This is a genomic window from Corynebacterium marinum DSM 44953, from assembly GCF_000835165.1.
Lineage (GTDB): Bacteria > Actinomycetota > Actinomycetes > Mycobacteriales > Mycobacteriaceae > Corynebacterium > Corynebacterium marinum.
Genome location: NZ_CP007790.1, coordinates 2,302,050 through 2,327,181 on the forward strand (window position 1 = coordinate 2,302,050; position 25,132 = coordinate 2,327,181).

General features: G+C 68.4%; 22 protein-coding genes and 1 pseudogene. 12 read left to right on the forward strand and 11 right to left on the reverse strand.

Annotated elements, in window-relative coordinates:
• Positions 1 to 132: 132 nt before the first annotated feature.
• From B840_RS12950 to B840_RS10925, 4 genes are read right to left on the reverse strand one after another with little or no spacing between them, the layout of a single operon-like run.
• Positions 133 to 633 carry an alpha/beta fold hydrolase gene (locus B840_RS12950; RefSeq protein ID WP_052491180.1) on the reverse strand — a complete coding sequence of 167 codons (501 nt, stop codon included), beginning with the start codon at positions 631 to 633 and terminating at the stop codon, positions 133 to 135.
• Positions 626 to 1,765, reverse strand: a complete 1,140-nt coding sequence (locus tag B840_RS10915; protein WP_042622153.1) for a glutamate--cysteine ligase — start codon at positions 1,763 to 1,765, stop codon at positions 626 to 628. The genes B840_RS12950 and B840_RS10915 overlap by 8 nt, the downstream gene beginning before the upstream one ends.
• Positions 1,765 to 2,472 (reverse strand): LytR C-terminal domain-containing protein, encoded by a 708-nt coding sequence (locus B840_RS10920; protein ID WP_042622154.1) that lies wholly within the window; start codon positions 2,470 to 2,472, stop codon positions 1,765 to 1,767. The genes B840_RS10915 and B840_RS10920 overlap by 1 nt, the downstream gene beginning before the upstream one ends.
• Before the next feature lie 19 nt (positions 2,473 to 2,491).
• Positions 2,492 to 2,746, reverse strand: a complete 255-nt coding sequence (locus tag B840_RS10925; RefSeq protein ID WP_229676613.1) for a DUF3263 domain-containing protein — start codon at positions 2,744 to 2,746, stop codon at positions 2,492 to 2,494.
• 16 nt (positions 2,747 to 2,762) lie between these two features.
• On the opposite strand from B840_RS10925, the gene B840_RS10930 reads away from it, so the two are divergent.
• From B840_RS10930 to B840_RS10950, 5 genes are all read left to right on the forward strand, one after another.
• On the forward strand, positions 2,763 to 3,347 hold the full coding sequence (locus tag B840_RS10930; RefSeq protein ID WP_042622155.1) for a peptide deformylase: 585 nt from the start codon (positions 2,763 to 2,765) through the stop codon (positions 3,345 to 3,347).
• A complete protein-coding gene (locus B840_RS10935) occupies positions 3,348 to 4,346 on the forward strand; it encodes an N-acetylglutamate synthase, CG3035 family (protein WP_042622156.1) in 999 nt (332 codons plus the stop codon).
• Between the two features lie 62 nt (positions 4,347 to 4,408).
• Positions 4,409 to 4,828 (forward strand): VOC family protein, encoded by a 420-nt coding sequence (locus tag B840_RS10940; protein ID WP_042622157.1) that lies wholly within the window; start codon positions 4,409 to 4,411, stop codon positions 4,826 to 4,828.
• A gap of 52 nt (positions 4,829 to 4,880) precedes the next feature.
• The gene (locus tag B840_RS10945) at positions 4,881 to 5,702 is read left to right on the forward strand and encodes an exodeoxyribonuclease III (protein WP_042622158.1); all 822 of its coding nucleotides are present in this window, start codon (positions 4,881 to 4,883) and stop codon (positions 5,700 to 5,702) included.
• 5 nt (positions 5,703 to 5,707) lie between these two features.
• The gene (locus B840_RS10950) at positions 5,708 to 7,195 is read left to right on the forward strand and encodes a phospholipase D-like domain-containing protein (protein ID WP_042622159.1); all 1,488 of its coding nucleotides are present in this window, start codon (positions 5,708 to 5,710) and stop codon (positions 7,193 to 7,195) included.
• Here the strand turns inward: B840_RS10950 and B840_RS10955 are convergent.
• Complete coding sequence (locus tag B840_RS10955) at positions 7,176 to 8,399, reverse strand: multidrug effflux MFS transporter (protein WP_042622160.1); 1,224 nt, start codon at positions 8,397 to 8,399, stop codon at positions 7,176 to 7,178. The two genes, B840_RS10950 and B840_RS10955, sit on opposite strands and share 20 nt — an antisense overlap.
• A gap of 150 nt (positions 8,400 to 8,549) precedes the next feature.
• On the opposite strand from B840_RS10955, the gene B840_RS10960 reads away from it, so the two are divergent.
• Entirely contained in the window at positions 8,550 to 9,725 is a 1,176-nt protein-coding gene (locus tag B840_RS10960) for a Na/Pi symporter (RefSeq protein WP_211255106.1), read from the forward strand.
• Between the two features lie 7 nt (positions 9,726 to 9,732).
• Here B840_RS10960 and B840_RS10965 read toward each other — a convergent pair whose 3' ends face one another.
• The 3 genes from B840_RS10965 to B840_RS10975 are packed head-to-tail and all read right to left on the reverse strand — an operon-like array spanning position 9,733 to position 11,951.
• Positions 9,733 to 10,494: a multidrug ABC transporter permease gene (locus B840_RS10965; RefSeq protein ID WP_042622161.1), complete on the reverse strand. Its 762-nt coding sequence runs from the start codon at positions 10,492 to 10,494 to the stop codon at positions 9,733 to 9,735.
• A 3-nt stretch (positions 10,495 to 10,497) separates the two neighbouring features.
• Positions 10,498 to 11,412: an ABC transporter ATP-binding protein gene (locus B840_RS10970; RefSeq protein ID WP_042622739.1), complete on the reverse strand. Its 915-nt coding sequence runs from the start codon at positions 11,410 to 11,412 to the stop codon at positions 10,498 to 10,500.
• Positions 11,413 to 11,444: 32 nt separating this feature from the next.
• A complete protein-coding gene (locus B840_RS10975; protein ID WP_042622162.1) occupies positions 11,445 to 11,951 on the reverse strand; it encodes an NUDIX domain-containing protein in 507 nt (168 codons plus the stop codon).
• A gap of 114 nt (positions 11,952 to 12,065) precedes the next feature.
• Here B840_RS10975 and B840_RS10980 point away from each other — a divergent pair, with 114 nt between their 5' ends.
• The 4 genes and pseudogenes from B840_RS10980 to B840_RS10995 all read left to right on the forward strand — a co-directional run bounded on the left by B840_RS10980 (position 12,066) and on the right by B840_RS10995 (position 18,307).
• A complete protein-coding gene (locus B840_RS10980) occupies positions 12,066 to 13,661 on the forward strand; it encodes a hypothetical protein (RefSeq protein ID WP_084602994.1) in 1,596 nt (531 codons plus the stop codon).
• Positions 13,661 to 14,695: a glutamate ABC transporter substrate-binding protein gene (locus B840_RS10985; protein WP_042622163.1), complete on the forward strand. Its 1,035-nt coding sequence runs from the start codon at positions 13,661 to 13,663 to the stop codon at positions 14,693 to 14,695. Before B840_RS10980 ends, B840_RS10985 begins: the two co-directional genes overlap by 1 nt.
• Entirely contained in the window at positions 14,692 to 17,118 is a 2,427-nt protein-coding gene (locus tag B840_RS10990; RefSeq protein ID WP_042622164.1) for a serine/threonine protein kinase, read from the forward strand. Before B840_RS10985 ends, B840_RS10990 begins: the two co-directional genes overlap by 4 nt.
• A gap of 62 nt (positions 17,119 to 17,180) precedes the next feature.
• Positions 17,181 to 18,307: pseudogene (locus B840_RS10995) on the forward strand (NAD(P)-dependent malic enzyme).
• 53 nt (positions 18,308 to 18,360) lie between these two features.
• Here the strand turns inward: B840_RS10995 and B840_RS11000 are convergent.
• Entirely contained in the window at positions 18,361 to 19,566 is a 1,206-nt protein-coding gene (locus tag B840_RS11000; RefSeq protein ID WP_042622165.1) for an acetate kinase, read from the reverse strand.
• Positions 19,567 to 20,940 (reverse strand): phosphate acetyltransferase, encoded by a 1,374-nt coding sequence (gene pta, locus B840_RS11005; RefSeq protein WP_042622166.1) that lies wholly within the window; start codon positions 20,938 to 20,940, stop codon positions 19,567 to 19,569.
• A gap of 478 nt (positions 20,941 to 21,418) precedes the next feature.
• Here pta and B840_RS11010 point away from each other — a divergent pair, with 478 nt between their 5' ends.
• Positions 21,419 to 22,786 carry an FAD-dependent oxidoreductase gene (locus B840_RS11010; protein WP_042622167.1) on the forward strand — a complete coding sequence of 456 codons (1,368 nt, stop codon included), beginning with the start codon at positions 21,419 to 21,421 and terminating at the stop codon, positions 22,784 to 22,786.
• Between the two features lie 67 nt (positions 22,787 to 22,853).
• On the opposite strand, the gene B840_RS11015 is transcribed toward B840_RS11010, so the two are convergent.
• On the reverse strand, positions 22,854 to 23,378 hold the full coding sequence (locus B840_RS11015) for a hypothetical protein (protein WP_042622741.1): 525 nt from the start codon (positions 23,376 to 23,378) through the stop codon (positions 22,854 to 22,856).
• A 522-nt stretch (positions 23,379 to 23,900) separates the two neighbouring features.
• Between B840_RS11015 and B840_RS11020 the strand changes: the two genes are divergently transcribed.
• On the forward strand, positions 23,901 to 25,130 hold the full coding sequence (locus B840_RS11020; protein ID WP_042622168.1) for an amidohydrolase: 1,230 nt from the start codon (positions 23,901 to 23,903) through the stop codon (positions 25,128 to 25,130).
• The last annotated feature ends 2 nt before the right edge of the window (positions 25,131 to 25,132 follow it).

Sequence of the window (25,132 nt, forward strand, 5' to 3'; positions counted from 1 at the left end):
GGACTTCAGGATGCGGTCCCCACCGACCTCAACGTCTACCTGCCGGTCGCCGCCGGCACCTTTGTGAGGACGGTGCCGGCGGCGGCTGCTGTTCACGGGGGCCGGCCTGGTGTTCATCGCCGGATATGTACTCTATGCCGGGTTGCTGGAGAGGAAATCGTTGATCTCCGCGACGAAGCGGGCGGGGTCGGCGGAGTAGTCGGCGTCGTCGATAAGCAGCGTCGGGGCGGTGATGCCGGCGAGGTCGAGGTCACGGGCCTCGGCGAGCGAATCAACGAGCGCGCCCTTGTCCACCCCGCGGCGGCGCAGCAGGAACTTCGGCAGCAGCTTCGCCGCCTTGACGTGGGATTCCTCGGGGCGGGGCAGCCCGGAGAGCACCACGTGGCTGACGCGGTGCGGCTGCTGCTTCGCGATGCCCGCCGCCACGAGCGCGCCGGTGCCGTGCCCTACGAGCACGACTCTCCGCAGCTCCTGCCGGTCCAGGTACTGCTCGGCGACGACGCGCTGCTGCGCAGGTGGGCCCGCGCCGAGGTGGGGCAGCCAGGGCTTCCAGTCGGCCGGCAGGGAACGGACCACGTCGGTCCACGTGTCCGGCATCAGACCCGCCGGGTGGAGCAGGACGATATCACGCATCGGGGACCAGCTCCTCCAGCTCGTCGCAGGTTTTGTCGATGACGTTGCGCCAGTCTCCCGTGCGCTGGTGGATCCGGCGCTGGCGCTGGTACCCGGCGCCGCGCTCGAGGATCTCCCGGACGAGGTGGAGCTCGTTCAGGCAGCCGAGTTCCTCGGCGAGGGGGGAGAGGTCGTCGACCAACTCCGCCAGCTCCTGGGTGACCCACCGCTCGTCGGTGTCGCGCGTGGTGATCACCAGGGCCTCCAGGCCGTACCGGGCGGCACGCCACTTGTTCTCCGCCACGTGCCACGGCTGCAGAATCGGCAGTTCCTCACCGCGGTCGAGCATCCGGTCGTAGTGGACGACCAGGCAGTGCGTCAACGCGACGACCGCAGCCAGCTCCCGCAGGTTCGAGGTGGCGTCGGAGACCCGCACCTCGATGGTGCCCCACTTCGCGGCCGGCCGGATGTCGAAGTGCATCGATCCGGTGTGGTTGATCACCCCGGAAATACCCTGGTCGTTCATGTAGGACTCCCAGTCCGCCCAGGAGGTGAACTGGTAGGGCATGCCCGCGGTGGGCAGCTGCTGGTAGAGCATCGTGCGGTTGGAGGCGTAGCCGGTGTCGATGCCGTCCCATCCCGGCGAGGAGGCGGTGAGCGCCAGCAGGTGCGGGTACCTGGTCATCATCGCGTTGATGATCGGCCACACGCGGTCCTCGTGGGAGATGCCGACGTGGACGTGGATGCCCCAGATGAGCATCTGCTGCCCCCAGTACCGGGTGCGGTTGATGATCTCGGCGTAGGTCATCTTCGCCGAGATGGGGTTTTTCCGGAAGTCCGAGAAAGGGTGCGACCCCGAGGCCCACAGGCGCAGGCCCAGGGTCTCTGCGGCCTCTTTCACGCAGGCGAGATCGTGGGCGAGTTCCCCGATGGCCGCGGGGACGGTCTCGTGCACGCCGGTGACCAGTTCGACGGTGTTCTGGAGGAACTCCTTCTCCAGGTGAACTTCGGGGTGGGCGGCCTTGACCAGGTCGATGACCTCCTCCGCCTTCGGTGCGAGGTCGCGGGTCTCCGGGTCGACCAGCGCGATCTCCCACTCAACGCCGAGGGTGGGCTTCGGGGAGCGGGCGAAGGGGATGGGCGGGACCATCATCAGAGGGCTACCTGTTCCACCAGCACCAGGGTCAGGTCGTTGCGGCCGGCGGTGCCGTCGGGCAGGGTCTCGTCGTACTCCCGGGCGACGCCGCCGACCCGGTCCGCCAGCTCCCGGGCGCGGGTCTCCGCGTCCTGGTTGCCGGGCTGGAAGAACACGGTGTTCTCCGGCAGGATCACCTCCGCGAGGTTGCCCACTTCACCGAGCTCGTAGCCGTCCCGGTCGAGGGTGCCCGCGATGTCGGCGGCCAGGTTCGGCACCGTGGAGTTGTTGAGCACGTGCACGCGCTCCGGATCCGCGGCCGGGGTAGCGCCGCGCGGAGCGGGCTGCGCCCCGGCCGGGGCCGGGGCGCCCGACGTGGGCGAATCGGGCGACTCGGACTCAGTCTCCGCCTCCGCGCCGGCCGCACGCTCCGTCTCCTCCGGCCGGGTGCTCTCGGCGGCACCGGTGGTGTCCTCCGCATCGGTGCTCTCCCCCGGGGACTCCTGCACGGCGGTGGCCGCCTCGGTGGTCGGGGCTGCGGCGCCGCCGGAGGAGTCCGAGTTCTGCGTCGTGGCGTACACGCCCCACATCGCCAGCAGGACGGCGACGGCGATGAGCACCATCGCCAGGCCGCGCAGCGGCAGGCCCGAACCCGCGGCCGCGCCCGGAGCCGGCCCTGAACCCGGACCCGGGTCGGCGGACTCTGACGTATTATCAGGATTCACATTAGTCACAGTAGTCACTCTAGCTTTCGTGGTTGCCTTCGGCGCGCTGGCGCTCCCCGGCACGCCGGTCGCGGATGCGCCGCAGACGTCCGAGCAGGACAGGATGGGCGGCCATGGCCGCGGGGACGTCGATAAGCAGGTTGAGACGCTGGTAATAACGCACCGGACTCATACCCAACTGCCTGCGGATCAGCTCCTCCTTCGCGCCCGCGGACCGCGGCGCACGCTCCTCGAAGTCGAGGAGGCGGGCGTCTGCGTCGCTGAGTTCGGGCATGCCTAAACTGTAGGCCATGAGCATCCGCCCGATTGTGATCCACGGCGACCCCGTGCTGCACACCCCCACCCGCCCCGTCGACCCCGCCGACCTCCCCGGCGAGGAGATGCAGACCCTCATCGCGGACATGTACGAGACGATGGCCGTGGCCAACGGCGTCGGCCTGGCCGCCAACCAGGTCGGCGTCGACTTGCGGTTGTTCGTCTACGACTGCCCCGACGACGACGGCGTCCGCCACCGGGGCTGCGTGGTCAACCCGGTCCTGGAAACCTCAGCCATCCCCGAGACCATGCCCGCCGACGACGGCTCCGAGGACGAGGGCTGTCTGTCCGTCCCCGGCGAGGGCTGGCCCACCCCGCGCGCCGACTGGGCGAAGGTCACCGGCCTCGACGCCGAGGGCAACCCCGTCGAGGTCGAGGGCACCGGCTTCTTCGCCCGCTGCCTGCAGCACGAGGTCGGCCACCTGGACGGCTTCCTCTACACCGACGTCCTCCTCGGCCGCTACAAGCGCCAGGCCAAGAAAACCCTCAAGGCCTACGGCTGGAACGTCCCCGGCCTGACCTGGCTGCCGGGCGAGGACGAGGATCCCTTCGGTCACTAGATGGGCATCTTCCACTCCGACGAGGTGGCAGTCGGCGACCGGGTGGTCGTCCGGCGCCGGCTCCCCGACACCCCCGGGCACTACACCGACGTCATCGGCCACGTCCTGTCGCTCACCCCACTGACGGTCAGGCCACAGTCCGTCGGCGGCCTGCCCTCCGCCGCCGAGGCGGTCGAAATCCCCGCCGGACAGGTCAAGGTGGTCAAACGGCTGTCTCCGCGCACCATCCGCAACTCGGATATCCGCGCCGTCGAGGTCGCCACGGCGAAGGCCTTCCCCGGCATCGAGCACACCTGGACCACCGACGGCCAGTGGCTCATGCGGGCCGGGGACGGCATCACCGAACGCTCCAACTCGGCCGCCCCCCTCGGCCGCTCCGCCGGCTTCGGCCACGTCCCCCTCGACGAGATCACCTCCTTCTACCGGCGCCACGGCCTGCCGGTGACGGTGCTCATCCCCGAGCGCATCGGCCGCCCCGCGGAGCGGCTCGTCGAGGCCGGCGGCTGGCAGCTCGGCCCGGAGATCATCGTGATGACCCGTCCCCTCACCGATCTCCCCGCCCCCGCCGAAGCCCCCGAGCTGCTTTTCCGCCTGGACGAACAGCCCGACGACGCGTGGCTGGCACTCTACAACTTCCGCGGCAGTCCCCTGCCCGTCCACGCCCTGGATCTGCTGCGCGGGCAGATCGACGGCCGCATGGGTTTCGGCCGCCTGAGCACCGCCGACGGGGAAACCGTGGCCATCACCCGCGGCACGCTCACCTCCTCGGACGACGGCCGCCGGTGGCTCGGCTACTCGGCCGTCGAAGTCGCCGCCGCTTATCGACGCCGCGGCCTGGGCACCCGCCTCGGCGCCGAGATGCTCGCCTGGGGGGCCGGGGCCGGCGCCACCGACGCCTACCTGCAGGTCATCGCCTCCAACGAGGCCGGGCGGGCCCTGTACACGAAGCTGGGATTCATCGAGCACCACCGCCACCGCTACGCCCGGCTGGAGGGGTAGCGGACCGGACAGGAAGGGCCGTAGAGTGTGACCTGAACCACCCCCTCCCCCCAGGAGCTGCCATGAGCGCCCAGTTCACCCCCTACATCTCCTTCCCCGGCAACGCCGCGGAGGTTTTCCGCTTCTACCACGAGATCTTCGGCGGGGAACTGGAGGTGATGACCTACGGCGAGATGCCCATGGAGGGCCTGCCCTTCGATCCGCCCGCCGACGCCGTCGCCCACGCCACCCTGCGCTCGGGCACTCTGCACCTGGCCGGCGGCGACGCCATGGGCCCCAATGCCCCGGGCCTGGCCTCCGACGTCTACTCCTTCATGCTGCAGCTCGACTCGGCCGCCGAGGCCGAGGAGCTCATCGGCAGGTTCACCGCGGCGGGCGGGGAGGTGTCCATGCCCTTCGAGAAGGCCCCGTGGGGCGACCACTACGGCCAGGTGACCGACCGGTTCGGCGTCCTGTGGGCCTTCAACGCCACGGAGGCCTGAGCGCCCGCACCTCCGGGCACCGTATCCCCGCAGCCCAGGTAGGGTGTACGGCATGCGCATCGTCAACTGGAACGTCAACTCCGTGCGCACCCGCGCGGACCGGATCGTGGACTTCCTCGTCCGCCACGACGTGGACGTCCTGGCGATCCAGGAGACCAAATGCACCGACGAGCAGTTCCCCTGGGAACGCTTCCACGAGGCGGGCTACGAGGTGGCGCATGAGGGCCGCAGCCAGTGGAACGGCGTGGCCATTGTCTCGCGGGTGGGATTGACGGACGTCGAGAAGCAGTTCCCCGGACAGCCCGGATTCGATAAGGACCCGGACAATCCGCAGGTGGTGGAGTCCCGGGCGATCGGGGCGACATGCGGCGGGGTGCGGGTGTGGAGCCTGTACGCGCCCAACGGCCGGGAGATCGCCGACCCGCACTACGACTACAAACTGCGCTGGCTGTACAACCTGGGCTTCCACGCGGAGAATTCTCTGCTCGGGGACCCGCAGCAGAAAACCGTCTACCTCGGCGACTTCAACATCGCCCCGCTGGACGAGGACGTGTGGAACATCGCGTTCTTCGATGGGAAGACCCACGTGACGGAGGCCGAGCGGGTCGTGTTCGAGGGGCTTATCGACGCCGGACTGGTCGAGGTCACCCGCCCGCTCACCCGTGAGCGTTTCACCTACTGGGACTACCAGGGGCTGCGTTTCCAGAAGGGTGAGGGCATGCGGATCGACTTCCAGCTGGCGACCCCGGCGCTGGCGAAGCTGGCGGAATCCGCGTTCGTCGACATCGAGGAGCGGGCCGGCAAGGGCGCCTCCGACCATGCGCCCGTCGTGGTGGACTACGTGGAGAAGCCCAACTTCGACGAGGTCCGTTAACCGCCGTGAACCTGGCCCTCGACCTCAGCAGCTGGCAGTTCATCGGCCTGATCATCGACTACACGATCAAGGTCCTGGCCATCGGTTTCGTCCCCGAGGGCCGCCGCCCGAGCTCCTCGACAGCCTGGCTGCTGGCCATTCTGCTGCTCCCCTTCGTCGGCCTGCCGCTGTTCCTGCTCATGGGTTCGCCCTACATCAACCGGCGGCGGCACCGTATCCAGCAGGAGGCCAACGTCATGATCGAGGACGTCCAGTCGGATGTCCCGGACTGGCCCGAGGCCTCCGATATCCGCCCGGAAGTCCAGTCCATCATCCGGCTGAACCGGCGCCTGACCAACCTGCCCGCGGTGGTGGGCCACAACCACGGGGTGCTCGGCGACTACGACGGGGCGATCCGCCGGATGGCCGCCGCAGTCGACGAGGCGGAGAACCACGTCCACGTTGAGATCTACATCACCGCCTGGGACGACACGACGGATGTGTTCTTCCGGGCGCTGGAGCGCGCGGTGCAGCGCGGCGTGAAGGTCCGCTACCTCTTCGACCAGATCGGCTCCATGAAGTACCCGGGCTACCTCCGCCTGGGACGCCGACTCACGGAGATCGGCGTGGACTGGCAGCTGATGCTGCCGCTCAAGCCCTGGCGGCTGCGCTTCCGCCGGCCGGACCTGCGCAACCACCGTAAGCTGCTGATCATCGACGACCGGGTGGGATTCATGGGCTCGATCAACATGATCGACCGTTCCTACCTGATCAGGCGCAATGTGTCGGCCGACCGGAAGTGGGTCGACGTGATGGTCGAGCTGACGGGGCCGGTCGTGGCGTCGATGGCGTTCGTGTTCGCGGTGGACTGGTACTCGGAGACCAACGAACTCCTCGACATCGCCCCGCCGCTGGAGGGGCCCGACACTCCAGGGCCGGAGGACAACACCAACGTCGTGCAGCTGCTGCCCTCCGGCCCGGGGTACACCACGGAGCCGAACCTGCGGATGTTCAACTCCATCGTGCACCTGGCCCGGCACCGGCTGGTGCTGTGCTCGCCCTACTTCATCCCCGACGAGTCCCTGCTCGAGGCGGTCACCTCGGCGTGCTACCGGGGGGTGCAGGTGGATCTGCTGGTCTCCGAGAAGTCGGACCAGTTCATGGTCCACCACGCGCAGTCGTCCTACTATCAGTCGCTGTTGGAGGCCGGGGTCCGGATCCACCTCTTCCCGGCGCCCTACGTGCTGCACGCGAAGTTCGTCCTGGCGGACCCGGACACACCGGGAAGCTCGGTGGGGACCATCGGCTCCTCGAACATGGACATACGCAGCTTCGGCCTGAACTACGAATCGACGCTGATGATCACCCGCGGCAACCTGCTCGCCCAACTCGACGAGCTCGCCGACGCCTACCTCGCCGTCTCCCGCCGCCTCTCCCTCGAGGAGTGGAACGACCGGAGTTTCTCCCGCCGCTACCTGGACAACGTCATGAAGCTCACTTCCGCCCTGCAGTGACCCGCCCGGCGTACAGGGCCCCGGACAGGGCGACGAGGGAACCGACGACCATGCCCAGCGCCATGGTCACGCCGGCGTCGGAACCCAGGCCCATGAGCGGGCTGACCAGGCCGGCCAGCCCGAACTGGCTGAAGCCCATGAGCGCGGAAGCCGACCCCGCCCGCTCCCGCACCAGGCCGGTGCCCAGGGCCGTGGCGTTGCCGAGGATGACGCCGTTCTGCGACACCGCGACAAACAGCAGCGCCATGATCAACCAGAGGCTGGGATACACGACGACCACGAGCAGCAGTGCCAGCGAAGCAGCCACGAGGATGCCCAGCGCGACGAGCAGGATACGGCGGACCTCCAGCACCCCGATCAACCGGTTGTTGAGCATGCTCCCGCCGATGAGGCCCACCCCGTTGACCGCGAACATCACGGCGTAGGCCTGCACCGACAGCCCCAGCTGCTCCTGCATGAGGAAGGGGGAGGCGGAGATGTAGCTGAACATGGCCGCGAAGGAGAAGGAAAAGACGACCAGGTAACCCCGGTAGCCGCGGCTGGCGAGCACGTAGGAGTAGTTGCCCAGGATGCCGCGCACCGTCGCGGGGCTGCGCTCCTCCGGGGGCCGGGATTCCCGGATGACCAGGACCACCACCGCCAGCTGCACCGCCGCCAGGCCGGCGAGAATCCAGAACAGACCCCGCCAGCCGACCGGCCCGGAGAGGAATCCGCCCACGACCGGCGCGATGATCGGGGCGACACCCTGAATGGTCATGAGGAGGGCGAACGCCTTCGCCGCCTTCTCCCCCTCCGCCAGGTCGGGGACGACGGCACGCGAGAGGACGATGCAGGCGCCCGACCCGAACCCCTGGACCAGCCGGGCGGCGATGAGCCAACCGATGCCGGGAGCCGTCGCGGCGAGAACCGCCGCTGCCAGCGCGACGGCGGCGCCCAGCAGCATGAGGCGGTGGCGGCCGAGGGAATCGGAGAGCGGGCCGATGATGAGCTGCCCGACGGCCAGCCCCGCGAGGAACCCGGAGAGCGTGAGCTGCACCATAGGCCGGGTGGTGTCCAGATCACCGGCGATCGCCGGCAGCGCCGGCAGGTACATGTCGATGGAGAAGGGCGCCGACGCCGAGAGCAGCGCCAGCGCCAGGAGCAGCGGAACCGTGAGCCGCTGGCGCCCCGGATCCCCGGGGGCCCTGGAGTGGGGAGTCACCATTCCGGCCACGATAGCGCAATCGTGAAAAGATGTTACCGGTGATAGATTCTGATGTACGTGCAGTGTCCGGCAAGTGTCCAGAAGGTTAAGGGGTGAGATGTGACGGCTGAGCGCCCCCGCCCCCTCCCCCTGCCCGGCACGCAGCACTCCGTGAACCCCAAGAAAATTCCCGCCGAACGGGACTTCGTCGCCCTCTCCACGTTCGGCGCCTCGGCGCGCTGGACCGTGGTCGCCGCGGCCGTGCTGCTGATGATCACGTCGATCTACCTCATCCTCGACGGCGCGCAGGGCATCGGAGCCGGCCCTATTTCGCACCTTTTCGATCTGGCCACCAACCCCCTCATCGGCCTGCTCATCGGCGTCCTCGCCACCGCGTCAATCCAGTCCTCGACCACCATCACCACGCTGACTGTCGCCGCGGTGGGCACCGGCGGAGTCTCGGTGCCCGTGGCCATCCCGATCATCCTCGGCGCGAACATCGGCACGACGATCACGGCGTCGATAGTCTCCTTCAGCTACATCGGCCACCGGGCGAACTTCCGCAGGGCTTTCACCTCCGCCTCCCTGCACACGTGGTTCAACGTCACCTTCGTGGCGATCGCCTTCATCCTGGAATCACTCTTCCACCCGTTGCAGCGGATCACGGGCAGCGTCTCCGACTCGTTGGTGGGCGAAGGTGCCACCAGCACCGGCCGCGGCCTGTTCACCGTGTTCGCCCCGTTCATCGAAAACGTCGGCGCCGACGGGTTCCTCGGGGCATTCCTGCCCCACCGGGTCGCCTCCGTGGTGAGCATCCTGCTGGGCACCGCCCTGGTCCTCGCCGCCGTGCGCATCCTCAACTCGCAGCTCTCGATTCTCACCGCCGCCGCCACCCGCACCATGCTCGAACGCGCCTCCGGCGCCTCGGACGCGCTGGGAGTCCTGTCCGGAAGCGTGATCACGGCGGCCGTGCAGGCCTCCTCCGTCACGGTGTCCTCGCTGCTGCCTTTCGCGGTGTCGAAGTCCCTGAAGCTGCGCGAGATCCTCGCCATCACCCTCGGCGCGAACGTCGGCACCACCCTCATGGCGCTGCTCACCGCCCTGGCCGTCCCCGGCGCCCTCGGCCCCTACGCCGTGCAGGCCGCTCTGGTGCACGTCACGTTCAACACCATGGGCGCGCTGCTGATACTGCTCGTCTCCCCGCTGCGGGAATGGGTCATCCGCCTGGCAGAGCTCTCCGGCAGACTCGCGGCCCGGGGTTACTCCGTCGCCGCCGGCACCATGTTCGCCGGCTATTTCCTCATCCCGGCGGTCATCGTGGTGGTGTACACGCTGCTCACCGGTTAACACCGGGTCAGGCGTCCCGGCGCTGCAGCACCACCACTCCCGCAGCCCACGCCACCACAGCCCAGAGCAGGAAGAACGCGCCGGAGCCCTTAACATCCCAGGGCACCCCGTCCAGGGCAAAATCGTTGACGAAGGCGTTAAGGTTCTCGAAGGGCAGGAACCCCACGATGTCCTGCCCCACCTTCGGGACCACCCGGAAAATCTGCTCCAGCCCCATGAACCAGATGAGCATGAGCGCCACGCTGCCCGCCGTCTGCCGCAGCAGGAGCGCCACACCCTGGCTGATCATGACGATCATCGCCGCCGCCGCGGGGTAGACCCACAGAATCTCCGCCGCCGCCGCATCTTCGAAAGGCACGAACATCGCCGCCGCCGACTCCGGTGCCATCGCCTTCGCCAGGAAAAAGCCGGCGACCACCACGAGAAACGTCAACGCCGCCGCGAAAGCCGCGTACAACAGCAGCTTCGCCAGTGCCACGGTCCAGCGCCGGGGCGTGGCCAGGTAGGTCGCCGACTGGAGGTGGTAGCGGTATTCCGTGGTCACCAGCATGATCGACTGGATCATGAGCACCGGGAATCCGATGAGGAAGACGGCCGCCACCACTGAGGAGGCCCACAGGGTGGGGAACCCGCCCTCCGCCTCCAGGGTCGTGGTGCCGGTGAGCGCCGCCCAGCCGAGCCCGATGACGATGAACAGGAGGGTGGTCCACCAGAAGGACGCAGTGGTCCGCAGCTTCGTGAACTCCGCCGCCAACGTGTTGAGGAACATTGACTAACCCGCCGCCTTCCGCGCGTGGTACTGCACCGCAGCGCCCGTGGAATCCATGAACGCATCCTCCAGCGACGCCTGCCGCATCGACAGTTCCTGCAGACGGAACCCCCCGGTGAACGCCAGCGAGCCCACCTGCTCGGTGGTGGCGTCCGCCACCTCGAGCGCCGGCCCGGGTACCTGCACCGGGCTGAGCCCGGCGCGGGTGAGATGCTCCGCGAACTCCGCCAGACGTTCGCTGCGAACCACCACCGTCGACGCCGAATGCTCCCGGATGAACTCCGCCGTCGAGGTGTCCGCCACCAGCCGCCCGCGGCCGATGACGATGAGCCGGTCGGCGGTCAGCGCCATCTCGGAGAGCAGGTGAGAGGAAATGAACACCGTCCGTCCCTCCGCCGCCAGCGCCTTGAGCAGGTCTCGTACCCAGCGGATCCCCTCCGGGTCGAGACCGTTGACCGGTTCGTCCAGGACGAGGATCTTCGGGTCGCCCAGCAAGGCCGCGGCGAGCCCCAGGCGCTGCCCCATGCCGAGGGAGAAACCCCCGGTCTTCTTGCGGGCGACATCCGTCAGGCCCACCAGCCCCAGCACCTCGTCCACCCGCTCCGGCGGGATACCGTTGGACTGCGCCAGCCACCGCAGATGATTCGCGGCGGTGCGGTTGGGGTGGACCGCTTTCGCGTCGAGAAGCGAACCGACCACGGTGAGGGGACGGCGGAGGTCGCGGTAGGGGCGGGCGTCGACCAGCGCGGTGCCCGAGGTCGGGGCATCCAGGCCGACGATCATCCGCATGGTGGTCGACTTGCCCGCCCCGTTGGGACCGAGGAACCCGGTGACAATGCCGGGCTGCACCGTGAAGGTGAGGTCCTCGACGGCCCGAACCGGACCATAGTCCTTGGTCAGAGCTTCAACGTGGATCATGTTCTCCACCCTGCCACAGCATCCGGGGACATCTAGGGACGGAGCCTGCCAATTTCCTGAACAAGTCCCGGGAGCGCATCGGCGAAGGCGGGCATGAGCGGCAGCTCCCCGATCTTCGACAGCGGCACCCACCGCAGGTCGAGGGATTCTTCGTTGCCGAACGTCTTCAGCGTCCGCCCCGACACCGTCCGGGCGAGGACGGTCGTGTACGTCCATCCGCCGGCGAGCTCCGGCTGGCGCGGATCCGCCGGGTACGGCCCCGCGGTGACCACCTCCCCGAGCACCTCGACGAGCGACGGGTCGATGGAGCACTCCTCCACCGTCTCCCTCACCGCGGCGTCCGCCGTCGACTCGTGCGAGTCACGCGCGCCGCCCGGCAACGCCCACGTGCCGCCGTTGTTCGTCCACACCGCACGGTGCTGCATCAGCACCATCGGGTCCTCGCCGCCGGCCAGGAGCATGAGCCCCGCCGCGCCGTGGCGGCCCCACACCTTCACGCCGCCGGGACCTGCGGCCCACCCGTTTCCGTCACCGTTCATGTTCTCGAGCGTAGTCGGCGCGGGGGGGGGAGCATTCCGGGGGACACGGGCGCGGCCCGGCCGGGGGCGGGTCGGACATGGCGCAGCACACACCAGGCGGGTTATCATGTGGTAATGACCGGCGCGACGGAAACCCCTGATCCAGCGCAGCCAGATACGGGGGCGGAACCTGTGCGCCCCTCGGAGCGGGTCTTCTCCGGCCCGGCGGGCACCCTGCTGCACTACCGTCGGACCCGACTGCGCAACCAGGCTTCCGACGCCCCCCGGAAGGAGGCGGCGGAGGATGACGCCGCCGACGTCCCCGAGGACACCCGGGACCACTGGCTCGACGAGGTCACCTCCGACGATGACCACCAGCACCGCGGCATGTGGGCCCGCACCAGGACCACGTTCGCGGTGCCCTACCTGTGGTTCCGCCGCGTCTTCGCCTTCCTGGTCACCACTCCCGGAAAGCTCGTGGGCATCTCCGTCATCCTGTCCATGTCGATCTTCGCCGCCGGCTACTCCATGTCCCAGTCCTCCTCCGAGCGGGAGTCGGAACTCGACTTCCTGCTGACCACCACCGAGCCCATGAGCTACGCGGCGCACAACCTCTACACCTCCCTGTCGCTGGCGGACACCATCGCCACCACCGGATTCGTGCAGGCCGGCGTGGAATCCGCCGGCACCCGCGCCCGGTACAACGCCGCCGTCGACCGGGCCATGGTGTCGGCCACGGAGTCCGCCGCGGGCATCTCCCCCTCCGACGGGGAGACCCTCCAGCTCATCGCGGACATCGAACGGCAGATCCCCGTCTACACGGGGCTGGTGGAGACCGCGCGCACGAACAACCGCATGGGTAACCCCGTGGGCGTCGCGTACATGGCCGAGGCGTCCTCCCTCATGCGCGAAACGATCCTGCCTGCGGCAGCCCGCCTGTTCAGCCTCACTTCGACCGAGGTGCGGAACCAGCAGAACCAGCTCACCCGTCCGCAGTGGGTGCCCCTGTCCGGTCTGCTCGCCGCGGCACTCTTCCTGGTCGTCGCACAGTGGCTGCTGTGGCGCATGACCCGCCGCCGGCTCAACCGGGGCTTCCTCGTCGCCACCGCGCTCATGCTCATCGCGGTGGTCTGGGTCTCCGCCTCCAACTTCGGCACCTGGCAGGCCGGCACACGCGGCTTCGAGGAGGCGTCCATGCCGTGGGACTCGCTGACCGCGTCGCGGATCCAGGCGCAGCAGGCCCGGACCTCGGAAACCCTGGCCCTGGTCCGTCGGCAGTCGGTCACGGACAGCAACATCTCCTTCGAAGCGACCGCCGACGCCGTCACCGTCGCGCTGAACGACTTCGAGCAGGCACAGGGGCACAACCCCAACGCCTCCAGTGCCAACCGCATGCAGATCACGGAGGCCCGCTCAGCGCTCGCGGACTGGGAGGCCGCCCACGAACGCTTCACCTCGGCCATGACCAACGGGAATTACCCCGAGGCGGTCCGCCTCGCCACCACCACGACACTCATTCCCGGCTCCCCCGCCACCTCCGCCGCGGCCTACGACCGCCTCGACGGCGCCTTGTCGCGCCTCATCGCCGACGCCCGCTCATCCATGCGCGCCTACATCAACGACGGCCTCGCGGCCACCAAGCTGGTCTCCACCGCGGTGCTGCTGCTGTCCGTCCTGGCCATCATCTCCGTGTGGCTCGGCGTGCGCCCCCGTCTGCAGGAGTACCTGTGATGCGCCGATTCCCGCTCCTCCTCGCGGCCGCTCTCCTGCTGAGCAGTTGTTCCCTGCCCGGCCTCGATCTCCCGCGCGACCCTGCGGGCCCGGACCCCGCCCAGCCCGCCCGGCCCCTGGCGCAGGCCTACGGACCGCCGCTGCCCGACGGCGCGACCGTGGAGGAGCCCGGCGAACAGGAACCCCGCGAGATCAACACCTGGGACATCACCGGTTCGCTACGGCCGGAACCGGGCGAGGTCAACCTGGAGGAGACCATCCCCCGCATCATGGAACGCGGCCGCATCATCGTCGGTGTCGACCAGTCCCAGAACCTGCTGAGCTACCGCGACGGAGTGACAGGAGAACTCCGGGGCTTCGAGGTCGACCTCGCCCGGGAAATTTCCCGCGACATCTTCGGCGATCCCGACCGCGTCGACTTCCGCTTCGTCGAATCCTCCTCGCGCGTCGAGGCGCTGGCCCACCGTGAAGTCGACATGATCATCCGCACCATGACCGTCACCCGCACCCGCCAGCAGGACGTCGCCTTCTCCACCCCGTACCTGACCAGCGACTCCCGCCTGCTGGTGATGCGCAACTCCGACATCGAGGACGTGAGCCAGCTGCCCGGCCGCACCGTGTGCGTCACCGACGGTTCGACCGCGTTGGAGAAGGCCCGGATGTACGCCCCGCAGTCCAGGATCCTCAAGACCCGCAGCTGGGCCGACTGCCTCGTCGCGCTCCAGCAGAACCAGACCGACGCGATCCTCTCCGACGACACCATCCTCTCCGGCATCGCCGCCCAGGACCCCTACACCACCATCATCGGCAGCTCGCTGGCCTCCGAGTCCTACGCCGTCGCCATGCCCATCCCCGGCGACGAGTACGACTCCTCCGGCCTCATCCGGCAGGTCAACACCACCATTGAAAGGATCCGCGAGGACGGGACGTGGTGGCGCCTCTACGACCGGTGGTTCGCCGTGTACCTGGCGACCTCCGGCCCGCCACCCCTGTCCTACCGCCCCGAGGCCGCCGCCCAGGAGGAGACACCGTGAACGACCGCGAGCTCAATTTCCCCGGGGACCTCCCCGAATCGCTGGAGCCCAGCGGCACCCAGTCGGTCCACTTCGATCCCTTCGCCGACGACGATGACGAGATCGACCCCGGGATCGACCCCGGGATCTCCGCGCTGATCGCTGACCTGGGCCAACTCCGCGACCAGCACGACGCGCAGGCCACCCATGCGACGGCGGTCGGCACGGTGGGCACGGTGGCGGGCGTCGGCCCGGCCACTGCACCGACTGCCGCCTCCAAACGGGACGACACCTCCGCCCGGGCCCGCCAACTCGCTCTGTCCACCTTCCGACAGCGCCGCGGAACCGAGCGCGGCGACCGCTCCATCGCCGACGGCATGGTCGAGCTGCCCTTCGTCGTCCCCACCCGGCCGGAGGACGCGCTGCAGGATCCCGCCGAAGCTACGGGGGTCCCCGCCCCGCAGCTGAAGCCCGGTGACATCGTGGCCAGCCAGTACGAGATACTGGGTGTCATCGCGCACGGCGGCATGGGATGGATCTACCTGGCCAACGACCATTTCGTCTCCGAACGCCTGGTCGTGCTCAAGGGGCTGCAGTCGGAGAAGTCCTCCGACGAGCAGGGGGCCGCCGTCGCCGAACGGGAGTTCCTCGCGGACATCACGCACCCCGGCATCGTGAAGATCTACAACTTCATCGACGACCCGCGGGTGCCCGGCGGGTTCATCGTCATGGAGTACGTGGGCGGGCCCTCGCTGCGCAGCCGCCGCAACGAGCAACCCGACCGTGCCCTGCCCATTGACCTGGCGATCGGCTACATCATCGAGATCCTGCCCGCCCTGGACTACCTCCACTCCCGCGGCGTCGTCTACAACGACCTCAAGCCCGACAACATCGTGGTCACCGAGGACCAGGTCAAACTCATCGACCTGGGAGCGGTGTCGGGCATCGGCGCCTACGGCTTCATCTACGGCACCAAGGGTTTCCAGGCCCCCGAAGTCGCCTCCCACGGCCCTTCCGTAGCCAGCGACATCTACACCATCGGCCGCACTCTTGCCTCCTTGACCATCCGGCTGCCGAAGGGCGACACCGGCGCCTACCTGCCCGGCCTGCCCACGCCCGGTGAGGAACCGTTGTTCCGCAAGCATCTGAGCTACTACCGGCTGCTGCGCCGCTGCACCGCCGAGGATCCCGCGCGGCGTTTCCGTGACGTCGACGAGCTGTCCACCCAGCTCCACGGCGTCCTGCGCGAGGTGATCGCCGTACGCTCCGGGCTGCAGTTCCCCGCCCAGCACTCGTTGTTCTCCCCGCAGCGAACCACATTCGGCACCAAGCACCTGGTTTTCCGCACCGACCAGCTCATCGACGGCATCGACCGCACTGTCCGCATCACCGCCCCCGAGGTCGTCTCCGCCCTACCCGCCCCGCTGATCGACCGCAGCGACGTCGGCGCCGCCATGCTCTCCGGTTCCTCCTACACCGAACCGCAGGAGGCGCTGGAGACCCTGCGCCAGGCGATGAAGACCAACGACTACGAGAATTCCGCGGAGATTCCGCTCGGCGTGGTCCGCGCGATGCTCGACCTCGGCTTCACCGGCCAGGCCCGCACCTGGCTCAGCTCGCTGGAGGGGCGTCTCGGACATGACTGGCGTTTCCAGTGGTACTCCGGCGTCACCGCCCTGCTTCTCGACGACTACGCCAACGCCCAGCAGCATTTCGCCGAGGTCCTCAGCCTCCTCCCCGGCGAGGCCGCCCCCAAACTGGCGCTGGCGGCCGTCGACGAGCTCATCCTCCAGCACCTGGGCCACCACCACGCCGCCCTGCTCCCGGAGAAGCTCGCCCGCTCCGCCTCGCTGCTGAGCACCAGTCTGGAGACCGTCGACGCAGACGTCTTCGCCGGCTTCAACCCCACGTGGACCCACATCACCCAGGACCCGGCCATCCTGCGTTTCAACACCATCGGCCTGTACGGGCTCGTGTGGGCGACCAACCCCACCACCGTGTCCTCCGCCTTCGGGCTGGCCCGTCAGCTGATGGCTGAAGGCCAGATCGAAATGGCGGTAGCCGCCCTCGACCGGGTCCCGCAGGCCTCCCGCCACCACCGCATGGCCCAGCTGACGACCATCCTCCAGCTCATCTCCGGAGGCCTCACCGAGTCGCGGATCCGGCGCGCCGCCCGCCGGCTCGAGGAGATCCCCACCAACGAACCGCGGTTCCTGCAGATCAAGATCGCCGTCATGTCCGCCGGCCTGAACTTTCTCCGAGACGCCGACGTCGAATCCGCGGCCTCCCCCAACGACCTCTTCGACTACCCCTTCACCCAGCGCGGCCTGCGCTACGGCCTCGCCTACACCCTGCGGCAGCAGGCGCGGCAGGCCCCGTTCGCCCGGCACCGGTACGCGCTGGTGGACCTGGCGAATCAGGTGCGGCCGGTGACGTGGTTCTGACTGCGCACACCCGTTCATTATTCATTCATCACACGTAGGCCCACGAGGGTGGGAAACTCTCCATCAATTCCACCCGGCCGTTGAAGGACATGCGGGACCTCTCGCTGGCATACACCCCGGGTGTGGCCACCGTCTGCCAGGCGATAGCCGAGGACCCGGCCGTCGCCCGGCCCCACACCGGCGTCGGCAACACCGTCGCCGTCATCTCGGACGGCAGCGCCGTCCTGGGCCTGGGCTACATCGGACCGCAGGCCTCCCTTCCGGTCATGGAGGGCAAGGCCCAGCTGTTCAACGCTTTCGCCGACCTGAAGGCAGTGCCCCTGGTGCTCGACATCCGCGACGTCGACGAGCTGGTCGACACCATCGCCGCCCTCGCCCCCTCCTTCGGCGGCATCAACCTCGAGGACATCTCCGCCCCCCGGTGCTTCGAGGTCGAACGCAAGCTGATCGAACGCCTCGACATCCCCGTGATGCACGACGATCAGCACGGCACCGCGGTGGTCCTGCTCGCCGCGCTCCGCAACGCCGCCGGACTGCTCAACCGTGACTTCGCGGACCTGCGTGTCGTCCTCTCCGGCGCCGGGGCCGCCGGCATCGCCTCCGTGAACATGCTTCTCGACGCCGGCGTCCGCGATATCGTCGTCCTCGACTCCCGCGGCGTCATTCACGCCGACCGTGCCGACCTCACCCCCGTCAAACAGGCACTGGCCGAGAAGACCAACCCGCGTGGCGTCACGGGCGGCGTCAACGACGCCTTCACCGACGCCGACACCTTCATCGGGCTGTCGGGCGGGTCCATCGGAGAGGAGGCCCTGCAGCTGATGGCTCCGGAGCCGATCCTGTTCCCCTCGCCAACCCGACCCCGGAGATCGACCCCGAGCTGTCCCGCCGGTACGGGGCCGTCGTGGCCACCGGCCGCAGCGACCTGCCGAACCAGATCAACAACGTCCTGGTATTCCCCGGCATCTTCCACGGCGCCCTCGCCGCAGACGCCACCGCCATCACCGGGGAGATGAAGCCGGCTGCCTCCCGCGCCATCGCGGACATCGTCGGAAACGACCTCGCGGCGGGGTACATCGTCCCCTCGCCGCTGGATCCGCGGGTGGCACCGGCCGTGAGCGCCGCGGTTCAGGCCGCGGCCCTGGGCGGAGGCCACCTCCCGACGCGCGAAGACCCGCGATCAGCGTGATCGCGGGTCTCTGTGCCACGGGCCCCCGCGGGACCGGGCCCGGGTGGAAGGGCTTAGACCTGCGCGGTGGCCAGGGCGGTGGCCTTCTGCGCGATGGCCAGTTCCTCGTTGGTCGGGACGACGAAGACCTTGACCGCGGACTCGTCGGTGGAGATCTCGCGCGGACCGTCGTTGGGCAGGTCGTTGCGATCCTTGTCGATCTGGATGCCGTACATCTCCAGGCCGGCCAGCGCGTCCTCGCGGACGAACTTGGCGTTCTCGCCGACACCTGCGGTGAAGGTGATGGCGTCGACGCGGCCGAGCGCGATCATGTACGAGCCGATGTAGCGGCGGAGCTGGTGGATGTAGATGTTGTAGGCGGACCAGGCGTCGGTGTCGCCGTTCTCGATCATCTCGCGCAGCTGGCGGAAGTCGTTGACTCCCGACAGCCCCTTGATGCCGGACTTCTTGTTGAGCAGGGTGTCGATCTCGTCGATGCTCAGGCCCGCGGTGCGGTAGAGGTGGAAGATGATGCCCGGGTCGATGTCGCCGCACCGGGTGCCCATGACCAGACCCGCCAACGGGGTCATGCCCATGGAGGTGTCGATGGCGTGGCCGCCCTTGACCGCGGAGGCCGAGGCGCCGTTGCCCAGGTGCAGGACAATCTGGTTGACGGCCGACGGGTCCTTGCCCAGGAGCGCGGGGACCTGCTGGGAGATGAACTCGTGGGAGGTGCCGTGGAAGCCGTAGCGGCGTACCCCGTTCTCCCCGGCGACCTCGCCGTTGATGGCGTAGAGCGCGGCTGCGGGCGGCAGGTCGGCGAAGAAGCCGGTGTCGAACACCGCGACGTGCGGGATGTCCGGGAGGATCTCGCGGGCGACCTCGATGCCGTCGACGTTGGCGGGGTTGTGCAGCGGGGCGAGCGGGATCAGGTCGCGGATCATCTCGACGACCTGGTCGTTGATGATCTCGGGCGCGGAGAACACCTTGCCGCCGTGGACGACACGGTGGCCGACGGCGGTGAGGTCGAGGTCCTTCGGCCCGACGCCGTGCTCCGCCATGATCCCGAAGGCTTTCGCCAGTCCGGCGGAGTGGTCCGGGATCGACTCCTCGGAGGTGTACTTCTCGCCGCGGATCTTGATGACGAGCTTGCCGTTCGGCTCCCCGATCTGCTCGACGAGGCCGGAGACCAGCGGCTCGTCGGACGCGGCGGCGGCCGAGTCGAGGACCTGGAACTTGATGGACGAGGAACCGGAGTTCAGGACGAGTGCGTAGGTCATTTAGTTTCCTCCGGCCTGGATGGCGGTGATGGCGACGGTGTTGACGATGTCCGGGACGGTGGCGCCGCGGGACAGGTCGTTGACGGGCTTGTTCAGACCCTGCAGGATCGGGCCGATGGCGAGGGCGCCGCCGGTGCGCTGCGCTGTCTTGTAACCGATGTTGCCGGCCTCGAGGTCGGGGAACACGAAGACGTTGGCGTGGCCGGCGACGTCGGAGTCCGGCATCTTCTTGCGTGCCACGCCCGGGTCCACCGCGGCGTCGAACTGCAGCGGGCCGTCGACGGCGAGCTCCGGATCGATGCGCTTGGCGGCGTGCAGCGCCTCGATGGCGCGGTCGACGTCGGGGCCGGAGCCGGAGGAACCGGTGGAGTAGGAGAGCATGGCGACCCGCGGTTCGATGCCGAACTGCGCGGCAGTCCTGGCGGAGACCACGGCGATCTCACCCAGCTGCTCGGCGGTGGGGTTCGGGTTGACGGCGCAGTCGCCGAAGGCCCAGACATGGCCGCGGAAGACCATGAGGAAGATCGACGAGACCACGGAGGTCTCGGGGGTGGTCTTGATGATCTGGAAGGAGGGCTTGATCGTGTGCGCCGTGGTGTGGGCCGCGCCGGAGACCATGCCGTCGGCAAGACCCTTGTGCACCATCATGGTGCCGAAGTAGGAGATGTCCTTCATGGTTTCGCGCGCCTCGTCGAGGGTCACGCCCTTGGCCTTGCGCAGCTCGACGAACTCTTCGGCGAAGTCGTCCAGCAGCGGGGAGGTGAGGTGGTTGATCACGTGCGCGTGGGAGAGGTCGATGCCGAGCTCGTCGGCGCGGTTCTCGATCTCCGCCGGGTCGCCGAGGATGGTGAGTTCGACGATGTCCTGCTCCAGGAGCTCGCCGGCGGCGAGGAGGATGCGGTCGTCCTCCCCCTCCGGCAGAACGACGTGCGCATTGGCGGCCTTGGCGCGGCCCAGCAGCCACGTCTCGAACACCGGAGGCGACATGACGGGGTGGACCTCGACCTTGAGGGCTTCCTTGAGCTTCACGATGTCGCGCAGGCCGTCCTCCGTGACCGCCGCGGCGATGACCGCGTCGAGCTCCTTGGCGTGGCGCTCCGCGAGGTGGACGTGGCGGCCCTTGGCGTCGGCGAGGAGAATGATCGGGAGGCCGAGAGCGGCTGCGACCTCGGAGTCGAAGTGGAGGTTTCCGGTACCGACAACCAGAACCGGCTCGTCGTCGACGAGGCTGGCTGCGTAGATGGGACCGACCTTCGGCTCGTAGTCGTCGAGACGGCGGACGCTGAGACCGAGAGAAGCGGCGAGTCCGTCAATATCGACTCCGTCGAAGTTGCGGTTGACGACGCTGAGCAGTGCTGATCGAGGGCCAGACATGCAGAACCTTTCTGTCGCTGAGCGGAGTGTCGGAAACTACACAGCACGCCGCCCTTGTGGGATCGGTCGCCATTCTATAACCAATGTCGCCTCCACCACACTGCTACTGCGAGGAATTTCCAGAATTAACATGACATAACTGGACGCGCCGGGCTCCCGCACCCCGGATGGGCGGCAGGACGGGGACTGGCCGGACGTTCCGGAGAAGAACATCCGACCAGGTCAGAGGCGAGGAAACGACTACAAGAACCCAAGCTACACCGCATGCGGGGATGCCGCCCGGCCCGATCCCCGCACCATCGGGATCTCCCTCACACGCCCCTCAACAACCCTGTGAATTTCGGCGAATCGGCCAGTCAAGGCCCCTCTCTCCCACCCCATCGGCACCCCCGCCCCGGGATTCATGGCCACCGGCGGCGGCCAGTAGTATGGATCAGAAGAAAGCCCGTCCCCGAACGTCAAAGGATGTCACACCACCATGTCCCGACCCCTGCGCGTCGCCGTAGTCGGAGCCGGCCCGGCCGGTATCTATGCCTCGGATCTGCTCGTCAAGTCCGGGGAGGACGTGACCGTCGACCTCTTCGAGCGCATGCCCGCCCCCTTCGGCCTCATCCGGTACGGCGTCGCCCCGGACCACCCGCGCATCAAGGGAATCGTCAAATCCCTCCACGCGGTGCTGGAGAAGCCGGAGATCCGCCTGCTGGGCAACATCGAGGTGGGCAAGGACATCACCGTCGACGAGATGCGCGAGTACTACGACGCCGTCGTCTTCTCCACCGGCGCCACCGGCGACCGCGAACTGCGGATCCCGGGATCGCAGCTGGAGGGCTCCCACGGCGCCGGCGAATTCGTCGGCTTCTACGACGGCAACCCTGACTTCTCCCGCGACTGGGACCTCTCCGCCGAGAAGGTCGGCGTGATCGGTGTGGGCAACGTCGCCCTCGACGTCGCCCGGGTCCTCGCCAAGACCGCCGACGAGCTCAAGGTCACCGAGATCCCGGACAACGTCTACGACAACCTGTCCCGCAGCGCGGTCACGGAGGTCCACGTCTTCGGGCGCCGCGGCCCGGCCCAGGCGAAGTTCACCCCCTTGGAACTCAAGGAGCTCGACCACTCCGAGAACGTCGAGGTCATCGTCGACCCGGAGGACATCGACTACGACGAGGCGTCCGAGGCCGCCCGCCGCGAGTCAAAGTCAGTGGACCTGGTGTGCCAGACCCTGGAGGGTTACGCCATCCGCGAACCGAAGGGCGCCACCCACAAGCTTTACCTGCACTTCTTCGAGTCCCCCGTGGAGATCCTCGGCGAGGACGGCCGCGTCGTCGGACTGAAGACCGAACGCACCGAGCTGGACGGCACCGGCAACGTCCATGGCACCGGGAAGTTCACCACCTGGGATGTCCAGGCGGTGTACCGCGCCGTCGGTTACCGCTCCGAGGCCGTCGAAGGCGTGCCTTTCGACGCCGAGCGTGCCGTCATCCCCAACGACGGCGGCCGGGTCCTCGACCCCTCCACCGAGGCACCGGTCCAGGGGCTGTACGCCACCGGCTGGATCAAGCGCGGCCCCGTCGGCCTGATCGGCAACACCAAGTCCGACGCAAAGGACACGACGACCATGCTGCTCGAGGACTTCAACGCGGGCCGCCTGAGTGCCCCGGCAAAGCCTGAGCCCCAGGCCGTCCTGGAGCTTCTCGACGCCCGCGGGATCGCCGTCACCACCTGGGAAGGCTGGCGCAACCTCGACGCCGCCGAGCGTTCACTCGGCGAGGCCGAGGGCCGGGAGCGCAAGAAGATCGTCGAGTGGGACGAGATGGTCGTCTCCTCGCACCCCGAGTACGAGATCTAGCGGCACGACGACGCCGGGCCGGGGACTTCTTTCATGTTCCCGGCCCGGCGTCGTTTTTTCTGACTGTTTAGAAGCGGATGCCCAGGTTGCCCAGGGCGTCTCGCAGCCAGTTGACAACGGGGGCGAGAATCTCCGGCACCGGGAAGGTCTGGCTGCCGATGCTCACGGTGTTGGCCTGGGCCTGGGCGGGTGCCTGGGCGGGTGCCTGGGCGGGAGCCTGTCCGGGGGCGGGGGTCTGAACCTGCTGGCCGCCCTGCTGGACGGGAGCCGGGGCCTGGCCGTTCTGGGCGGCGGGGGCGGTTGCACCTCCCCCGATGAGGCCGCAGCGGTGGGCGGCTTCGTCGACACGTGCGAGCGCGTCGCGGATTTCGCCGCCGCGCGGATGGAAGTTGGCGGCCAGCAGCGCCTGGCTGCGCTTGCTCTGGTAATCGCCGGCGTCGGTCCAGTAGTTGTTTGCCTGCTGGCAGGAGATCTGGCCGGCGGGGATGGCCGCGAGGTAGGTGTCCACGACGTCGGCGTGGGCGACAGCGGGAGCGGCGGCAACGAGACCCGCGACGGCGAGGGTGGTCATGGTGTTACGGAACTTGCGCATGGCCACCATGAAACCACACGCCGGGGAATCTCACACTCCCACCCTAATAATCTTCTACGGGTGCACGGCGGGTCAGACCAAGGTTATGAGGCCAAAACAGGTCGCACTGACTTCGGAACCGCGCCGTCGACGAATGCGGCGAGCCAGTTCCACGGTTCGGGCGAAGCGCGGGTCGTGTCGGTGGGACTGGCCAAGTCGGCCACCCTGGCGATCCGCGAACGCCGCCGTGACCATGCAGTTCTGCAGAACATTGGGGAGGACACCGCGGGGCGCTCGTCCGCACCGGTCCCGTCGGGCTTTCCGCGGCCCCGCTACCCCGGGGAAGACTGGCCCAACGGTCCGGGACCGGCCGCCGGAAAACACACCCGTACGCAATGCATACGGGGCATTTTGGTGAGGGAGGAACTACTCGGCGACAACTTCATCCGCACTGGGGTGAATATCACATCCCCAATTGCTTTGATCATTGAGCCCCTCGGAGTTCAATAAAAGGTGTTATCTTCCGCTGGAAATGGAGCAGCCATGACAATCCAGAACATCGTTTCCCATCTCGACACCACCAGAAGCGCCCGCGAAGAGCTGTACAAGGAATTCCACCGAATCCCGGAGCTCTCCCTCCAGGAACACAAGACCTCGGCGAAGATCCGGGGAGAGCTCGACCGCATCGGCGTCGACGAGCTCAACCCGGTCGGCAGGACCGGCCTGGTCGCCATCCTCCGCAACGGTGACGGCCCCGTTGTCGCGATGCGCGCCGACATCGACGGACTACCCATGGCCGAGCAGTCCGGCAAGGACTACTCAGCCGAGGGAGTGACCCAAGTCGACGAGAACACCGGTGTGGAAACGCCGGTCGCGCACACCTGCGGCCACGATGTGCACATCATGTCCCTGCTCGGCGCCCTCGAGGCCCTGGCCGCCGCCCGCGGAGAGTGGTCCGGCACCTTCGTCGGCGTCTTCCAGCCGGCCGAGGAGATCGCGGCCGGCGCCCAGGACATGGTGGACAACGACATCGCCGCCAAGATGCCCACCCCGGACGTCTACCTGGGCCAGCACGTGCTCGGGATGGTCCCGGGCGGGGCTGTCGGCACCCGCCGCGGCCCGCTGTTCTCCCAGGCGGCCTCGATCAAGATCACCATCTACGGAAAAGGCTCCCACGGCGCGATGCCCAACCTCGGCGTCGACCCGATCGTCCTGGGCGCATCCATCGTCACCCGCCTGCAGACCATCATCTCCCGCGAGGTCGCGCCCAAGGAGACCGCGGTGGTGACCGTCGGCTCCTTCCACGCCGGCACGAAATCCAACATCATTCCGGATTCGGCGATCCTGCTGCTCAACACTCGCGCCTACAACGCCGAGGTCAGCGCCTCGCTGCACGAGGCGATCGAGAGGATCGTCAAGGCGGAGTGCGAAGCCTCCCGCAGCCCGCGGGAACCGGAGTTCGAGTACTTCGACGTCTACCCGCTGACCAACAACGACGACGACGTGACGGACACTGTCGCCGCCGCCTTCGACGACTTCTTCGGTGAGAACTCCGTCGAGATGGGTCCCGTGCCCGCCTCCGAGGACTTCTCCGTCATCCCGGATTCCCTGGGTGTGCCGTACACCTTCTGGGGCCTCGGCGGGTTCGCCGACACCGCGACCGCGCCCGGCAACCACTCCCCCTTCTTCGCACCCGACATCCAGCCCACACTCGACCGCGGCGCTGAAGCCATCATCGTCGCCGCGTCCCCGTGGCTCCTGAAGGAGAACTGAGC

Bases quoted from the DNA above. Each gene is read 5' to 3' on its own strand.
- B840_RS12950 (WP_052491180.1), bottom strand. From the start codon at position 633: ATGCGTGATATCGTCCTGCTCCACCCGGCGGGTCTGATGCCGGACACG.
- B840_RS10915 (WP_042622153.1), bottom strand. From the start codon at position 1,765: ATGATGGTCCCGCCCATCCCCTTCGCCCGCTCCCCGAAGCCCACCCTC.
- B840_RS10925 (WP_229676613.1), bottom strand. From the start codon at position 2,746: ATGCCCGAACTCAGCGACGCAGACGCCCGCCTCCTCGACTTCGAGGAG.
- B840_RS10930 (WP_042622155.1), top strand. From the start codon at position 2,763: ATGAGCATCCGCCCGATTGTGATCCACGGCGACCCCGTGCTGCACACC.
- B840_RS10935 (WP_042622156.1), top strand. From the start codon at position 3,348: ATGGGCATCTTCCACTCCGACGAGGTGGCAGTCGGCGACCGGGTGGTC.
- B840_RS10940 (WP_042622157.1), top strand. From the start codon at position 4,409: ATGAGCGCCCAGTTCACCCCCTACATCTCCTTCCCCGGCAACGCCGCG.
- B840_RS10945 (WP_042622158.1), top strand. From the start codon at position 4,881: ATGCGCATCGTCAACTGGAACGTCAACTCCGTGCGCACCCGCGCGGAC.
- B840_RS10955 (WP_042622160.1), bottom strand. From the start codon at position 8,399: ATGGTGACTCCCCACTCCAGGGCCCCCGGGGATCCGGGGCGCCAGCGG.
- B840_RS10965 (WP_042622161.1), bottom strand. From the start codon at position 10,494: ATGTTCCTCAACACGTTGGCGGCGGAGTTCACGAAGCTGCGGACCACT.
- B840_RS10970 (WP_042622739.1), bottom strand. From the start codon at position 11,412: ATGATCCACGTTGAAGCTCTGACCAAGGACTATGGTCCGGTTCGGGCC.
- B840_RS10975 (WP_042622162.1), bottom strand. From the start codon at position 11,951: ATGAACGGTGACGGAAACGGGTGGGCCGCAGGTCCCGGCGGCGTGAAG.
- B840_RS10980 (WP_084602994.1), top strand. From the start codon at position 12,066: ATGACCGGCGCGACGGAAACCCCTGATCCAGCGCAGCCAGATACGGGG.
- B840_RS10985 (WP_042622163.1), top strand. From the start codon at position 13,661: ATGCGCCGATTCCCGCTCCTCCTCGCGGCCGCTCTCCTGCTGAGCAGT.
- B840_RS11000 (WP_042622165.1), bottom strand. From the start codon at position 19,566: ATGACCTACGCACTCGTCCTGAACTCCGGTTCCTCGTCCATCAAGTTC.
- pta (WP_042622166.1), bottom strand. From the start codon at position 20,940: ATGTCTGGCCCTCGATCAGCACTGCTCAGCGTCGTCAACCGCAACTTC.
- B840_RS11010 (WP_042622167.1), top strand. From the start codon at position 21,419: ATGTCCCGACCCCTGCGCGTCGCCGTAGTCGGAGCCGGCCCGGCCGGT.
- B840_RS11015 (WP_042622741.1), bottom strand. From the start codon at position 23,378: ATGCGCAAGTTCCGTAACACCATGACCACCCTCGCCGTCGCGGGTCTC.
- B840_RS11020 (WP_042622168.1), top strand. From the start codon at position 23,901: ATGACAATCCAGAACATCGTTTCCCATCTCGACACCACCAGAAGCGCC.